Origin of the sequence: Serratia nevei (genome assembly GCF_024160145.1) — a bacterium.
Lineage (GTDB): Bacteria > Pseudomonadota > Gammaproteobacteria > Enterobacterales > Enterobacteriaceae > Serratia > Serratia nevei_A.
The window spans coordinates 16987-30845 of sequence record NZ_JAMYWQ010000023.1 but is presented as its reverse complement, the minus strand read 5'-3'; the positions used below and the strand labels follow the sequence as shown (position 1 = coordinate 30845).

14 protein-coding genes and 3 tRNA genes are annotated in these 13859 nt (G+C 60.6%); 9 read left to right on the top strand and 8 right to left on the bottom strand.

All coding sequences use genetic code 11. The features are described 5' to 3' along the window. Window positions 1-76 precede the first annotated feature (76 nt). Window positions 77-403: a YqcC family protein gene (locus tag M6G53_RS16340; protein WP_028127529.1), complete on the bottom strand. Its 327-nt coding sequence runs from the start codon at window positions 401-403 to the stop codon at window positions 77-79. A gap of 178 nt (window positions 404-581) precedes the next feature. On the opposite strand from M6G53_RS16340, the gene M6G53_RS16335 reads away from it, so the two are divergent. Next, on the top strand, window positions 582-1820 hold the full coding sequence (locus M6G53_RS16335; protein WP_253332995.1) for an MFS transporter: 1239 nt from the start codon (window positions 582-584) through the stop codon (window positions 1818-1820). 608 nt (window positions 1821-2428) lie between these two features. On the opposite strand, the gene syd is transcribed toward M6G53_RS16335, so the two are convergent. Then, entirely contained in the window at window positions 2429-2977 is a 549-nt protein-coding gene (gene syd / locus M6G53_RS16330; protein WP_253332993.1) for a SecY-interacting protein, read from the bottom strand. 63 nt (window positions 2978-3040) lie between these two features. Here syd and queF point away from each other — a divergent pair, with 63 nt between their 5' ends. From queF to xni, 3 genes are all read left to right on the top strand, one after another. Next, complete coding sequence (gene queF / locus M6G53_RS16325) at window positions 3041-3886, top strand: NADPH-dependent 7-cyano-7-deazaguanine reductase QueF (protein WP_253332991.1); 846 nt, start codon at window positions 3041-3043, stop codon at window positions 3884-3886. Between the two features lie 192 nt (window positions 3887-4078). Then, window positions 4079-5443, top strand: coding sequence for a nucleotide 5'-monophosphate nucleosidase PpnN (gene ppnN / locus M6G53_RS16320; RefSeq protein ID WP_038878760.1), 1365 nt, complete (start codon window positions 4079-4081; stop codon window positions 5441-5443). Window positions 5444-5497: 54 nt separating this feature from the next. Next, window positions 5498-6256, top strand: coding sequence for a flap endonuclease Xni (gene xni / locus M6G53_RS16315; protein WP_253332990.1), 759 nt, complete (start codon window positions 5498-5500; stop codon window positions 6254-6256). A gap of 39 nt (window positions 6257-6295) precedes the next feature. On the opposite strand, the gene rlmM is transcribed toward xni, so the two are convergent. From rlmM to M6G53_RS16295, 4 genes are all read right to left on the bottom strand, one after another. Further along, complete coding sequence (gene rlmM / locus M6G53_RS16310) at window positions 6296-7399, bottom strand: 23S rRNA (cytidine(2498)-2'-O)-methyltransferase RlmM (RefSeq protein WP_253332987.1); 1104 nt, start codon at window positions 7397-7399, stop codon at window positions 6296-6298. Beyond that, complete coding sequence (locus M6G53_RS16305) at window positions 7392-7787, bottom strand: DUF423 domain-containing protein (protein ID WP_004931896.1); 396 nt, start codon at window positions 7785-7787, stop codon at window positions 7392-7394. The genes rlmM and M6G53_RS16305 overlap by 8 nt, the downstream gene beginning before the upstream one ends. 51 nt (window positions 7788-7838) lie before the next feature. After that, window positions 7839-8756: a transcriptional regulator GcvA gene (locus tag M6G53_RS16300; protein WP_025304049.1), complete on the bottom strand. Its 918-nt coding sequence runs from the start codon at window positions 8754-8756 to the stop codon at window positions 7839-7841. Window positions 8757-9141: 385 nt separating this feature from the next. Beyond that, window positions 9142-9366 (bottom strand): YgdI/YgdR family lipoprotein, encoded by a 225-nt coding sequence (locus tag M6G53_RS16295; protein ID WP_253332986.1) that lies wholly within the window; start codon window positions 9364-9366, stop codon window positions 9142-9144. Window positions 9367-9561: 195 nt separating this feature from the next. Between M6G53_RS16295 and csdA the strand changes: the two genes are divergently transcribed. Next, on the top strand, window positions 9562-10767 hold the full coding sequence (gene csdA, locus M6G53_RS16290; protein WP_253332984.1) for a cysteine desulfurase CsdA: 1206 nt from the start codon (window positions 9562-9564) through the stop codon (window positions 10765-10767). 19 nt (window positions 10768-10786) lie between these two features. Continuing rightward, a complete protein-coding gene (gene csdE, locus M6G53_RS16285) occupies window positions 10787-11221 on the top strand; it encodes a cysteine desulfurase sulfur acceptor subunit CsdE (protein ID WP_253332983.1) in 435 nt (144 codons plus the stop codon). On the opposite strand, the gene tcdA is transcribed toward csdE, so the two are convergent. Both tcdA and mltA read right to left on the bottom strand, forming a co-directional pair. Continuing rightward, window positions 11212-12018, bottom strand: coding sequence for a tRNA cyclic N6-threonylcarbamoyladenosine(37) synthase TcdA (gene tcdA / locus M6G53_RS16280; protein ID WP_253332981.1), 807 nt, complete (start codon window positions 12016-12018; stop codon window positions 11212-11214). The genes csdE and tcdA overlap by 10 nt on opposite strands. An 84-nt stretch (window positions 12019-12102) precedes the next feature. Further along, window positions 12103-13239 carry a murein transglycosylase A gene (gene mltA / locus M6G53_RS16275; RefSeq protein ID WP_253332979.1) on the bottom strand — a complete coding sequence of 379 codons (1137 nt, stop codon included), beginning with the start codon at window positions 13237-13239 and terminating at the stop codon, window positions 12103-12105. A 216-nt stretch (window positions 13240-13455) separates the two neighbouring features. On the opposite strand from mltA, the gene M6G53_RS16270 reads away from it, so the two are divergent. The 3 genes from M6G53_RS16270 to M6G53_RS16260 all read left to right on the top strand — a co-directional run bounded on the left by M6G53_RS16270 (window position 13456) and on the right by M6G53_RS16260 (window position 13809). Beyond that, window positions 13456-13532 (top strand) — tRNA-Met (locus M6G53_RS16270). 58 nt (window positions 13533-13590) lie between these two features. After that, window positions 13591-13667: transfer RNA gene (locus M6G53_RS16265), tRNA-Met, on the top strand. A 65-nt stretch (window positions 13668-13732) separates the two neighbouring features. Beyond that, window positions 13733-13809 (top strand) — tRNA-Met (locus tag M6G53_RS16260). Window positions 13810-13859 lie beyond the last annotated feature (50 nt).

Here is a 13859-nt window from a genome sequence, read left to right as displayed (position 1 = left end):
CGTCGGCTCTCCTGCCCGGCATCCGCGCGAGTACTCTACACTGCCGGGCGGCAAAAATCTGCGCGCCGCCGGCGAATTACGGCTCTTTATTCAACATCAAATCCAGCTGTTGCAGCAGCACCAGCAGCGGCAGGCTGCTCGGTTCACGATCTTTCAACGCCTCTTCGAAATAAGGCGTGATGGCGAAGCGCGTCGGCAGCGGCGCTTCGGCGTCCAGCAACGCATACATGCGCGGCAAGAATACCCACTGCAGCCAGGCTTCGGCCGACATGCTGTCGATGCAAAACGGCTCGGTGCTGGAGAAAGCCTCATGTTCAGGCGGCGCAGCCTGCCACAGCGCCAGATCGCGCATGGATTGTTCAATCGCCTGCAAACTGCGGCGCACCTGGTTATGTATACTCATCTGCATTCCCGATCTCTTTTCATCATGGTATTCAGCGCGCTGGCTGAAAGGCGGCAAAGCATAGCATTTTTATAGCCTAAAAACGGCGCGCCTGAGACAGCCCGCCGCTTTTATCTGGTGACGTTCGCCGCCACGCGGCACAATAGGCCCACCGAGTTCACCACACAGATAAAGATTCATGTCCGTAATAACAGAGAAAAAAAACCACGCGACGCCCGGTAAGGCCATGCTGGCCTCGGTCACCGGTTACGCCATGGACGGGTTTGACCTGCTGATCCTCGGCTTTATGCTGCCGGCCATCAGCATCGAATTGGGATTAACCTCAGCGGCCGCCGGTTCGCTGGTCACCTGGACGCTGATCGGCGCGGTGTTGGGCGGCGTGATCTTCGGCCATCTCAGCGATCGCTTCGGCCGTATCCGGGTGCTCACGATTACCATCCTGATGTTTTCACTGTTCACCGGCCTGTGCGCCGTGGCGCAAGGGTATTGGGATCTGCTGGCCTACCGCACCCTGGCAGGCATCGGGCTGGGCGGCGAGTTCGGCATCGGCATGGCGCTGATCGCCGAAGCCTGGCCGGCGGAGAAGCGCAACCGCGCCTCGGCTTACGTCGGCATGGGCTGGCAGTTGGGCGTGCTGGCGGCCGCCTTCCTGACGCCGCTGTTGCTGGAACATATCGGCTGGCGCGGCATGTTTTTGGTCGGCCTGCTGCCGGCGCTGGCGTCATTCCTGATCCGCCGTACCCTGGGCGAGCCGGAGGCGTTCGTGCGGCAGAAAGACACCGGGCAACCGCTCTCCTTCCTGCAGCGTTTGCGCCTGCTGTTTAAGGATCGCGCCACCAGCAGGGCCAGCATCGGCATCTTTATTCTCTGTTCGGTGCAAAACTTCGGTTATTACGGGCTGATGATCTGGATGCCGACTTACCTGGCGAAAAACTTTGGCTTCTCGCTCACCAAGTCCGGCCTGTGGACAGCGGTGACGGTAGTGGGCATGACGTTCGGCATCTGGCTGTTTGGCGTGCTGGCCGACCGCTTCGCCCGCTGGAAGATCTTCGTGCTTTATCAGATCGGTGCCGTGGTGATGGTGATCGGTTACGCTCAGTTGAGCGACCCGACGCTGATGCTGTTCGCCGGCGCCGTCATGGGCATGTTCGTCAACGGCATGATCGGCGGCTACGGCGCGTTGATTTCCGACACCTATCCGGTACAGGCGCGCGCCACCGCACAAAACATCCTGTTCAATCTGGGGCGCGGCGTCGGCGGCCTGGGGCCATTGGTGATCGGTGCGCTGGTGACGCAGGTGTCGTTTACCGCCGCCATCAGCCTGCTGGCGGCAATTTACCTGCTGGATATCTACGCCACGCTGTTCCTGCTGCCGAAAAAACAGGGCGCAGGCGATACGCTGGGCGCGATTGGTTAACGCTGAAGAGGAATTAAGACGGGGCGCACGCGCGGCGGGATAAAACAAAAGTTGGGGGCACTGCGTTAACAGTGCCCCCGGTTCGTTTTATAGCAATCCCGCTACACAGCGTGCTCCCTGCTCAATCCTTGAAAACTTTTCCTGCGGCCATCCTGACCAAGTGGTCCTTGCATCATCCTGCAGCATCGTCCTGACGCGGTTCCTCAGCCTTCCTGACCCGCCGACAGTCCTGTGCCGGCTCTCAATCTCCGTCCTGGAGGTGTCCCTGGTTTCTATCCTGAAACATCCTGGGCATCTCCTGACGCCATCCTTCGCTCTTGCCTGAGCGCATCCCTTTCTTCTTCCTGAAGCTGCATCATCCTGATGCTTTCCTGCTCCGCCGGTTCCGTTCCGGTAAGGATAAGATCGCTTAAATTTCCCGGAATCACAAGGGTTTGGGCGCTGTCTCACACCAAATTAAGACTAAGAGTTATCCTAAAGAAATTCTAACCAATTGATCTGGATAACAATAATCTCATAGCCTGAAGAAAGGCGGGAAAAATTAAGAGCGATCTCTCACAGACCGTGTGAGAGATCTCTCACACGGGCGGCGGCGAATCCGTCGCGATTCAGTCCAACACCGGGCGCAGCGCATCAAGGAAATTCCCCAGCGTCGCCGCCAGCAGGGTGCGCTTATCGCTGCCGAACTGTTCCAACACCACATTGCCGCTGACGTTGCACAGCGACACCATCGTCATCTCGGATTCGGTGGTCGCCAGGAACAGCGTCGGCGACAGCTTGAGACGTTTTTGCGTCACCAGATGGCCGATCAGATTCTCCTGCAGGCGGATAAAATCCTCTTCGCTCCAGACCTGCAGCAGGCTCAGGCGATGCTCACCGAACTGCGCGCCCATGTCGCCGGCGTATTGCTGCGTGTAGAAACGGTGAGCGTCCGGCTGCAAACGCAGCTCCAGCGCGGTTTCAACTTTCTCCAGCGTCGCCGCCGGTTCGAAAGGCCGCGGCAGCCACAGCACTTCGTCCTCGCGGTTCTCCACGATGCAGGGCGACGGTACGCCATACAGCGCCTGGCTGGCCGGCGCGTGACCGCGCTCTTGCTGCCACAACTCGACATAGCGTTGAGTGAATTCACGCAGAGCGTGCGATACATCATGGTCCATATTCTTTCTCGCATACGTTAAACTGACGGCCATTGTACCTATCTCTGACCGAGGTGACAGCAGATGTCCTCCTATCAAGACCACCAGGCCCTGTCGGGGCTGACGTTGGGCAAACCTACCGCCTACCGCGATCGCTACGACGCCTCGCTGCTGCAGGCGGTGCCGCGCAGCATGAACCGCGAGCCGCTGGGGCTGTACTCCGATAATCTGCCCTTCCACGGCGCGGACATCTGGACGCTGTACGAGCTCTCCTGGCTGAACGCCAACGGACTGCCGCAGGTGGCGGTCGGCGAAATCAGCCTCAACGCCGACAGCCTGAACCTGATCGAATCGAAAAGCTTCAAGCTGTACCTCAACAGCTTCAACCAGACCCCGTTTGCCGATTGGGAAACGGTACGCAGCACGCTGCAGCGCGATCTGTCCGCCTGCGCCCAGGGCGAGGTGAGCGTCACCCTGTTCAGCGTCGAGCAGCTGGAAGGCACGCCGATCGCCCGTCTGGCCGGCGACTGCATCGACCAGCAGGATATCCGCATCGACAACTATGCGTTCAACGCCGACTACCTGCTGGACGCCGCCGGTGAAGAGGTGGTGGAAGAGCACTTGGTCAGCCATCTGCTGAAGTCCAACTGCCTGATCACTCATCAGCCGGACTGGGGCTCGGTGCAGATAAGCTACTGCGGCGGTAAGATTGATCGCGAAGCGCTGCTGCGTTACCTGGTTTCCTTCCGCCACCACAACGAATTCCACGAGCAGTGCGTCGAGCGCATCTTCAACGATCTGCTGCGCTATTGCCGGCCGCAAAGCCTGACGGTCTACGCCCGCTACACCCGCCGCGGCGGGCTGGATATCAACCCGTGGCGCAGCAACGTCGCCTTCGCTCCCGGGCACGGCCGCCTGGCGCGCCAATAAGTGCGAAACATTGCTCAACAACTGAGCTAACGAGCGGTTTATGTTGGTAAAAGTACAGGGACGGCGGTAAGGTTAAAACGAGGCTGCGGCCGGGCAGAGCGCCCGCTTTGCCGCAGCACGCCAACCATAACGAGATGCTGTTTTGCTGCGTATGGATTACTACCGCCCCGCACCGGGTGCAAAGGAGTTACCTTGATTACACACATCAGCCCGCTTGGCTCTATGGATTTATTGTCGCAGCTGGAAGTAGACATGCTGAAGCGCACCGCCAGCAGCGACCTGTACCGCCTGTTTCGCAACTGTTCGCTGGCCGTGTTGAACTCCGGCAGCCAAACCGACAACAGCAAGCAGCTGCTGTCGCGCTATGAAACCTTCGACATCAACGTGCTGCGCCGTGAGCGCGGGGTGAAACTGGAGTTGGTCAACCCGCCGGAAGAGGCATTCGTCGACGGCCGTATCATCCGCTCGCTGCAGGCCAACCTGTTCGCCGTGCTGCGCGATATCCTGTTCGTGCACGGCCAAATCGCCAGCGCCGGCCGTTTCCAGCACCTGAACCTGGAAAACTCGGCCCACATCACCAACCTGGTGTTTTCGATCCTGCGCAATGCACGCACGCTGCATCTGGATGAAGATCCCAATATGGTGGTGTGCTGGGGCGGCCATTCGATCAACGAAAACGAATACCTGTACGCGCGCAAGGTCGGCAGCCAGCTGGGCCTGCGCGAGCTGAACATCTGTACCGGCTGCGGGCCGGGCGCCATGGAAGCGCCGATGAAAGGCGCGGCGGTCGGTCACGCGCAGCAGCGTTACCGCAACAGCCGCTTCATCGGCATGACCGAGCCGTCGATCATCGCCGCCGAGCCGCCTAACCCGCTGGTCAACGAGCTGGTGATCATGCCGGACATCGAAAAACGCCTGGAAGCCTTCGTGCGCATCGCGCACGGCATCATCATCTTCCCGGGCGGCGTCGGCACCGCCGAAGAGCTGCTGTACCTGCTGGGTATCCTGATGAACCCGGAAAACAGCGAACAGGTGCTGCCGCTGATCCTGACCGGGCCGAAAGAGAGCGCCGATTACTTCCGCGTGCTGGACGAGTTCATCATGAACACGCTGGGCGACGAAGCACGCCGCCACTACACCATCATCATCGACGATCCGGCGGAAGTGGCGCGGCAGATGAAGCAAGCCATGCCGCTGGTGAAGGAAAACCGCCGCAACACCGGCGACGCCTACAGCTTCAACTGGTCGATCCGTATCGCGCCGGATCTGCAGCTGCCGTTTGAGCCGACCCATGAGAACATGGCGAACCTCAACCTGTATCCGAATCAGCCGCCGGAGCAATTGGCCGCCGCGCTGCGCCGCGCGTTCTCCGGCATCGTGGCCGGCAACGTGAAGGAAAACGGCATCCACGCCATCGAGCAGTTCGGCCCGTACAAGCTGCACGGCGAACCGCAGATGATGAAGCAGATGGACAGCCTGCTGCAGGGCTTTGTCGCCCAGCACCGCATGAAGCTGCCGGGCAGCGCCTATGTGCCCTGCTACGAAATCGTAGCCTGACCCTCAATCCCGGGCGGCGTAACAGCCGCCCTGTTTTTTCTGACCTTACCGCCCATGATGATACACCTACTGATTGTCGACGCCCTGAACCTCATCCGCCGCATTCACGCCGTGCAGGGCTCCCCTTGCGTCAACGCCTGCCGCCACGCGCTGCAGCAGCTGATACAGCACAGCCGCCCGACCCACGCGGTGGCGGTCTTCGACGAGGACGATCGCCGCGACAGCTGGCGCCACCAAATTCTGCCGGACTACAAGGCCGGGCGCTCGCCGATGCCGGAAAACCTGCAGCAGGAGATGCCGCAGCTGCGCGAGGCCTTCGCCGAACTGGGCGTCGCCAGCTGGCATTCTCCCGGCAACGAGGCGGACGATCTGGCGGCCACGCTGGCGGCGAAGGTCGCCGGCGGCGGCCACCAGGTGACCATCGTCTCCACCGACAAAGGCTACTGCCAGCTGCTGGCGCCGAACGTGCAGATCCGCGACTACTTCCAGAAACGCTGGCTGGATATGCCCTTCGTGCAGCAGGAATTCGGCGTGCAGCCGCAACAGCTGCCGGACTACTGGGGGCTGGCGGGGATCGGCAGCAGCAAGATCCCCGGCGTGGCCGGCATCGGGCCGAAAACCGCCGTGCTGCTGTTGCAGCAGTCGGGCAGCCTGGACGGGATTTATCAGCACCTGGAGCAGGTGCCGGAGAAATGGCGAGGTAAGCTGGAGCAGCACCGCGAGCTGGCCTACGTCAGCAAGCAAGTCGCCACGCTGCGCACCGATCTGTCGCTGGACGGCAACCTGCAGCAGCTGCGCCTGCCGATACAATAAGGGCGCTGCAAGCAGCGCCCTTCATCAAGCTTAACGCGATTAATCGCGCTCGTCGCGCCGGCCCGGCGTCGCCGACCACATGCGGCGCACGTGCACGGTGATCTCTTCGCGGTCGTGATACAGCTGCTTGGCGTGCACTTCGGCGCTGATGCCGGCGGCGCCCAGCGCTTCGCGGATGCTCATCAGGTTTTGCGACACTTCCTCATAGCGCTTTTTCATCGGCAGCTTGAGGTTAAAGATCGCTTCGCGGCACCAGCCTTTCACCAGCCACTGAATCATCAGGCTGGTCACCTTCGCCGGTTTCTCCACCATGTCGCACACCAGCCAGTAGATCTTGCTGCTGTTCGGCTCGAACTTGAAGCCGTCGGCGCGGTGGTGCGTCACCTGGCCGGTTTCCATCAGGCTCGGCGCCATCGGGCCGTTATCCACCGAGTGCACCATCATGCTGCGTTTCACCAGCTGATAGGTCCAGCCGCCCGGGCAGGCGCCCAGATCGACCGCGTGCATGCCGCTGGCCAGGCGTTCGTCCCACTCATCGGCGGGGATGAACACGTGGAACGCTTCTTCCAGCTTTAGCGTCGAACGGCTCGGCGCATCAGCCGGGAAGCGCAGACGCGGAATGCCCATGTAGAACGGCGAGTTATTGTTGCTGTAGGAGTAGCCGACGTAGCAGCAGCCCGGCGCGATGAAAAACACGTGCACCACCGGGCGAGTCGGGTTCTCACGCGCCATCAGCACCTTCTGCTCGCGCATCGCGGCGCGCAGCGGCACCGTCAGCTTGCGGCAGAACTTCATCAGCTCTTTGCTTTCGTTGGTGTCCGGCACTTCCACCCGCAGCTCGCCGCCACGATCCACCACGCCGATCAGCATGCCGACGATCGGCGATACCCGATCTTCCGGCGGCAGATCGCGCAGCAGCTCGCCCACCACGATCATCTGGCGGGCGAAAATCAGTTCGCGGAACGGAATTTCCCGCGCCAGGCGGTCGGCATCGTCCGGCTGATAGCATTCGAACAGCACGTAACCGCTGTGCTCTTTTACCCGTGCAAAGCCGTAAATCTCCCGCTGGGCGGCTTTGTCGGTGATCTCCGCCGCACACTCTTTTTCAAAGCCGGGGCGGCAGTACAACGCAATCTTATTCATGGCGCTCGGCCTTTTTCCTCAGACGCAAAGCGCCAATCAACATCAATATCCAGCCGATCAGGAAGCACACGCCGCCAACCGGCGTGATATAAACCCAGACCTTCAGGTGCGACAGCGCCAGGCAATAGAGGCTGCCGCTGAACAACACGGTGCCGAACGCCAACAGCGCCCCGCTCCAGTAAAACCACAGGCTCACGCGGCGCTGCATCGCGACCGCCAGCGCCAGGATGGCCAGGGTGTGGAATCCCTGATATTCCAGCCCGGTGCGGATCCAGGCCATTTCGTTGGCGCCGAGCGTACCGCTTAACACATGCGCGCCGAATGCGCCCAACGCGACAAACACAAAGCCGCTGATAGCGGCGAAAACCAGCATGGAACGGCTGCTCATCGTGATCTATCCCATTAAAAATCACCGGCCGCAGCAAGGCGGCGGCCGGCCTTATTGTTCGTAGCGGAAGCGGAACTTCTCTTGTTCGCTGGCGGCGCGCGCCAGGATCCACTGCCGGAAGGCGGCTATTTTACCCAGTTCTGCCTGGCTGTCATGACATACCAGATAAAAAGCGTTTTTGCTGACCAGCACATCGTTGAACGGGCACACCAGGCGACCGGCCTCAATCTCGGTTTGCGCCATCACGTTGTTCACCAGCGCCACGCCCTGGCCGTGTACCGCCGCCTGCACCACCATGGCGCTGTGGCTGAAGATCGGCCCCTGCTGCACGTTGATGTGCTGCAACCCCAGCTGGCGCGTATAGGCCAGCCAGTCGCGGCGCGAAACGTCATGCAGCAGCGTATGATAAGCCAGATCCTCGGCGGTTTTCAGCGGATGATCGCCGGTCAGCAGGCTCGGCGAACACACCGGCAGCAGATATTCCGCATACAGGCGCTCGGCACGCAGCCCCGGCCAGTTGCCACGGCCGTAGAAAATCGCCACGTCGACGTCGTCCGCTAGCTTGTCTTCTTCGCGATCCACCGCCTGGATGCGCACGTCGATCCCCGGATAAGCTGAGTTAAAGCCGGACAGGCGCGGCACCAGCCACTGAATGGCGAAGCTCGGCGGCAGGCTGACGGTCAATGCCCCCTTGGCGCTGCGTGCCTGCAGCTTGCGCGTCGCCTCGTTGATCGAAGAGAAGATCTCCTTGATATCGAGGTAATAACTTTGCCCCTCTTCGGTCAGCAGCAGCGAGCGGTTGCGCCGGCGAAACAGCTTCAGCCCGAGGAAGTCCTCCAGCGATTTGATCTGGTGGCTCACCGCGGCCTGAGTCACGAACAGCTCTTCCGCCGCCTTGGTGAAACTCAGGTGGCGAGCGGCCGCATCGAACACGCGCAGCGCATTGAGGGGAGGTAAGCGTTTAGACATTAAATTAGCTACTTTTGTGTAACATTAATCCGAATGATTCGGCGCCGAAAATCGGGCGGCTTTACGTGGCAAGCCATCGGTAAACGCTAACGGCGTATTGCCATTAGTTTTTTTTATCCGAGCCATTATAATTTGTCCGTTGAGGATGCGCCAGCAAATACCTATAGTGGCGGCACTTCCCGGGCCGGAACGAAAAGGGAGTGGGTGTCGAGGACGCCGATGAACTTTTGGCTTGTGGTTGTGATGTTGTGTTTGCAAATTGTCCGGCGATTCCGGACATGGTAGCTAGGCTACTGTTTTTTCACTTCCTGTACATTTACCCTGTCTGTCCATAGTGATTTTATGCAGCACCGCAAAACTTGCGGTGCTTTTTTTTGCCTGACGGTTACTGGTTGCTTTCAACCATCTCTTTCACATCGGCGCGGTTGATCTGTTGCTCGACGCCATTGGCGTCTTTATAGCGGATCATGCCGGTATCGTTGTCCACTTTAGGCTTGCCGTCAGCGACAATGGTGCGTCCATCATTGGTATGCATCACGTAGTTACTGGAACAGGCGGCCAGGGTGAACGTCAGCATCAGGGCAGAAAGAACTGCGGCTGTTTTCTTCATTGAGGACTCCTTTGTAGTTTTAAATGCTGATAAATACCTTTTATGTGTATAGATGCGATTAGTTAGCGCACATTTAATAGCATAACAAACTTTCCAAATTTTGCCAGGCGATAAGTCCTAATAGGCGGAGCGCTTGTCTCCGGCGGCAAAATAGGACAGGATCACCCATCGACTCAAGCCAGTGACAATCAGGGTATGACGCCTTTTAACCCCAGCCTTTTTCGCCAACAGTTTCCCGCGCTCGCGCAGGACGGCATCTATCTGGACAGCGCCGCCACCGCGTTGAAACCGCAGGCGGTGATCGACGCCACGCAGCAATTTTATCGCGATGACGCCGCCACCGTGCACCGCAGCCAGCACCGGGCGGCGCAGGATCTGACCGCCCGTTTCGAACGGGCGCGCGGCCAGGTGGCGCAGCTGATCAATGCGCCGTCGGCCGACGACATCGTCTGGACGCGCGGCACCACCGAGGCGATCAACCTGGTGGCGCAGAGCTACCTGCGTCCGCGCCTGCAGCCGGGCGATGAAATTCTGGTGAGCGAAGCAGAACACCACGCCAACCTGATCCCTTGGCTGATGGTGGCGGAACAAACCAGCGCGCGGGTGGTGAAACTGCCTATCGGCGCCGATCGGCTGCCGGATCTGACGCAGCTGCCCGCCCTGCTCAACGACAAAACCCGCCTGTTGGCGCTAGGGCAAATGTCCAACGTCACCGGCGGCTGCCCGGATCTGGCGCCGGCGATCGCTCAGGCACATGCCGCCGGCGCACGCGTGATGATCGACGGCGCCCAGGGCGTGGTTCACGGCCCGGCCGACGTACGGCAGCTCGACATCGACTTCTACGCCTTCTCCGGCCACAAGCTGTATGGCCCGACCGGCATCGGCGCGCTGTACGGCAAAGCCGAACTGCTGGCGCAGATGGCCCCCTGGCAAGGCGGCGGCAAGATGCTGACCCAGGCGTCGTTCGACGGTTTTACCCCGCAAAAACCGCCGCACTGCTTCGAAGCCGGCACGCCAAACATCGCCGGCGTGCTGGGATTGGCCGCCGCGCTCACCTGGCTCAGCGAACAGGATATGGCGGCGGCGGAACGCTACAGCCGCGAGCTGGCAAACCAGGCGGAACAGCGTTTGGCGCAGCTGCCGGGCTTTCGCAGCTTCCGTAGCTCCGGCTCCAGCCTGCTGGCGTTCGACATCGCCGGCGTACACCACAGCGACATCGTCACGCTGCTGGCGGAGCAAGGCATTGCGCTGCGCGCCGGCCAACATTGCGCGCAGCCGCTGATGGCGGCGTTGGGCGTCAGTGGCACGCTGCGCGCGTCGTTCGCTCCCTACAATACGCAACAGGACGTCAATACGCTGGTCAGCGCGTTGACTCACGCCCTCGATCTGCTGGCCGACTGACTTGACTCCCGGAGACGCTATGCTCGCCCCCCATCCTTTTGGCCGAGAGATCACCGCCGAAGCGTTGATTGCCACCTTCAGCACGCTAAAACAGTGGGAAGACCGCTACCGCCAGCTGATTATGCTCGCGAAACGGCTGCCGCCGCTGCCGGAGGCCTTGCGCCGTGAAGAAATAGCGTTGAGCGGGTGTGAAAACCGCGTCTGGTTGGGGCACCAGTTGCTGGAGGACGGCACGCTGCACTTCTATGGCGACAGCGAAGGCCGTATCGTGCGCGGTCTGCTGGCGGTACTGCTGACCGAAGTGGAAGGGAAAACGCCGCAGCAGATCGCCGCCTTGGATCCGCTGGCGCTGTTCGACCGGTTAGCGCTGCGCGCGCAGCTGAGCGCCACTCGCGCCAGCGGCCTGGCGGCCCTGGCCGCCACCGTGCAGGCGATTGCCACCCGTTATGCCTGACGCGCCGCCTTTGCCACCATCTTTTTCAGTGCGTGCGACACGGCGACGAAGCCGAAAGTGGCGGTAACCATGGTCGCCGCGCCGAATCCCGCGCTGCAATCCATTCTTTTCGGCCCTTCCGCCGTGCTGCGCGAAGCGCACACCGAACCGTCCGGCTGCGGGTAAACCAGCGGCTCGCTGGAAAAGACGCAGTCGATGCCCAGCTTGCCCTTGCCGTTTTTCACCACGTTGAAATCGTGCTTCAGCCGCTCACGCAGCTTGGCGGCCAGCGGATCCTGGATGGTTTTCGCCAGATCGGCCACTTCGATTTTGGTCGGGTCAGTCTGCCCGCCGGCGCCGCCGGTGGTCACCACCGGGATCTTGAAGCGGCGGCAGTATGACAACAGCGCCGCCTTCGGCCGCACGCTGTCGATCGCATCGATGACGTAGCTGAAGTTCTGGTCCAGCAGCTCGGCGACGTTGTCCGGGGTAATGAAGTCATCGATGCAGGTCACCCGGCATTCCGGGTTGATCGCCAGGATACGCTCCGCCATCACCTCGGTTTTCGATTGCCCGACGTGTTGGCGCAAGGCGTGGATCTGGCGGTTGGTATTGGTGACGCACACATCATCCATATCGATCAGGGTGATGGCGCCGATGCCGGTGCGCGCCAGTGCCTCAGCCGCCCAGGAACCCACGCCGCCGATGCCGATCACGCAGACGTGCGCCTGCGCGAACACCGCCAGCGCCTGCTGGCCATACAACCGCGCCGTGCCGCCGAAACGCTGCAGATAGGCTTCCGAATAAGCTGTGCTCATAACGCTTTAATTACCTTCATAATGCAAATGATAAGGGCCGGAAAATCCGGCCCTTGCGGGTCACTCTTTTCACGCCGTGTGCATTTACCGGGTGGCCAGCAACGCACCGCCGCCGGTGGATTGATTGGCGCTGAACAACTGGCCGCCGCCGTTGTTTTTCAGCACCCAGACGCGGCCGTAGTGGTTGTAGTACCCCGCCGAGTGGCCTGCTTCCGGCCCGATGCCCTGATACATATCAAAATGCTGGCCCTTGATGGCGCCGCCCACGTCGAGCGCGACCATCAGGCGCATCTCGTATTTTCCCGTGAATTTACCCTTGTTGTCCAGCAGCGGCACTTCGGCCAGCAGCGTGGTGCCCGCCGGGATCAGCGAACGATCGGAGGCCACCGAGGCTTTGGCGACCAGCGGCACTGCACTGGCGCCCTTCACCGGCGCAAAAGCCTCCGGGCGGAAGAAGACGAACGACGGATTCTGTTCCAGCAGCTCACGCACCTCTGCGGCACTGTGGGTATCCGCCCACTGACGGATCGCCTGCATCGACATGTCTGCCTTGGCCACTTCGCCGCGATCGATCAACACCTTGCCGATGCTGCGATAGGCGTGGCCGTTTTTGCCACCGTAGCCGAAGAACACCAGCGGCTGACCGTTGCCGTAGTCGACGTAGCCGCTGCCCTGGACTTCCATCATGAAGTTGTCCATCAGCGAGTTGGTGTAAGCGATGATATAGCGATCGTCGAGCGCGCCGGAATAGATGCCCGCGCGATCCGGCAAGCGGCCTCTGCCCTTCGGCGGCATGCGGTACAGCGGATAGCGGAACTCGCCCTGTTGGGTATAACGCGCCTGCACCACCGGCGTGTAATAGCCGGTAAACTGCACGTTGCCGTAATTGTCGACGCCTTCCATCTGGTAAGCGCTGAGGCCGTACTGGCTCAGCAGGCGGGTGTCGGCGCCGGACGCCATCCAGCTTTGCACCGCCTGATAGGTGCTGTTGTTGCGGTTAAACAGCGAAGGAGACGCATATTTGATCTCCATCAGTTGATCCGAGTAATCCTTGGCGTTGACCGGCGACCCTTTGGCATTGGGCTGATTGACCAGCTCCAGCGATTGATCCAGACGGCCATCTTTATATTGCTGACCCCGATCGGTCGGCTTGGACGAGCAGCCCGCCAACACCGCCACCATCAACCCGCCCAGCAGGTATTTACCCCAACGTCCTTTCATCGCGCACACTCTCACACTGATATGATCTACCGGCTGAACGATAACAAACGCCCATTGATAAAGGAATCGCTGCAAATAAAAAAAGCCGCACGGGAGATGGTGATGAAAAAGAAGGCAAATTGCGGGCAAATTCAGCAGAAAAACGGGTTTAGGCCAATAAAGTGCAAAAAGGGTTTGCAACAAAACGCACGGAGAGTATAGTGCGCATCCATCGGACGCGGGGTGGAGCAGCCTGGTAGCTCGTCGGGCTCATAACCCGAAGGTCGTCGGTTCAAATCCGGCCCCCGCAACCAACCGATGCCGCATTGGCGGTATTTTTGGTTTGGTTTCGATAAAAAAGTATTATACGGACGCGGGGTGGAGCAGCCTGGTAGCTCGTCGGGCTCATAACCCGAAGGTCGTCGGTTCAAATCCGGCCCCCGCAACCAACCGAATGTCGTACCAGCGGCATCACATGAACGGTGGTTTCGTAGTAATACAGCATCAAGACGGACGCGGGGTGGAGCAGCCTGGTAGCTCGTCGGGCTCATAACCCGAAGGTCGTCGGTTCAAATCCGGCCTCCGCAACCAACTCTTGATGACAACAGACAAGCACCCTGACGGGTGTTTTTTTGTATCTG

Bases quoted from the DNA above. Each gene is read 5' to 3' on its own strand.
- M6G53_RS16340 (WP_028127529.1), bottom strand. From the start codon at position 403: ATGAGTATACATAACCAGGTGCGCCGCAGTTTGCAGGCGATTGAACAA.
- M6G53_RS16335 (WP_253332995.1), top strand. From the start codon at position 582: ATGTCCGTAATAACAGAGAAAAAAAACCACGCGACGCCCGGTAAGGCC.
- syd (WP_253332993.1), bottom strand. From the start codon at position 2,977: ATGGACCATGATGTATCGCACGCTCTGCGTGAATTCACTCAACGCTAT.
- queF (WP_253332991.1), top strand. From the start codon at position 3,041: ATGTCCTCCTATCAAGACCACCAGGCCCTGTCGGGGCTGACGTTGGGC.
- xni (WP_253332990.1), top strand. From the start codon at position 5,498: ATGATGATACACCTACTGATTGTCGACGCCCTGAACCTCATCCGCCGC.
- rlmM (WP_253332987.1), bottom strand. From the start codon at position 7,399: ATGAATAAGATTGCGTTGTACTGCCGCCCCGGCTTTGAAAAAGAGTGT.
- M6G53_RS16305 (WP_004931896.1), bottom strand. From the start codon at position 7,787: ATGAGCAGCCGTTCCATGCTGGTTTTCGCCGCTATCAGCGGCTTTGTG.
- M6G53_RS16300 (WP_025304049.1), bottom strand. From the start codon at position 8,756: ATGTCTAAACGCTTACCTCCCCTCAATGCGCTGCGCGTGTTCGATGCG.
- M6G53_RS16295 (WP_253332986.1), bottom strand. From the start codon at position 9,366: ATGAAGAAAACAGCCGCAGTTCTTTCTGCCCTGATGCTGACGTTCACC.
- csdA (WP_253332984.1), top strand. From the start codon at position 9,562: ATGACGCCTTTTAACCCCAGCCTTTTTCGCCAACAGTTTCCCGCGCTC.
- csdE (WP_253332983.1), top strand. From the start codon at position 10,787: ATGCTCGCCCCCCATCCTTTTGGCCGAGAGATCACCGCCGAAGCGTTG.
- tcdA (WP_253332981.1), bottom strand. From the start codon at position 12,018: ATGAGCACAGCTTATTCGGAAGCCTATCTGCAGCGTTTCGGCGGCACG.
- mltA (WP_253332979.1), bottom strand. From the start codon at position 13,239: ATGAAAGGACGTTGGGGTAAATACCTGCTGGGCGGGTTGATGGTGGCG.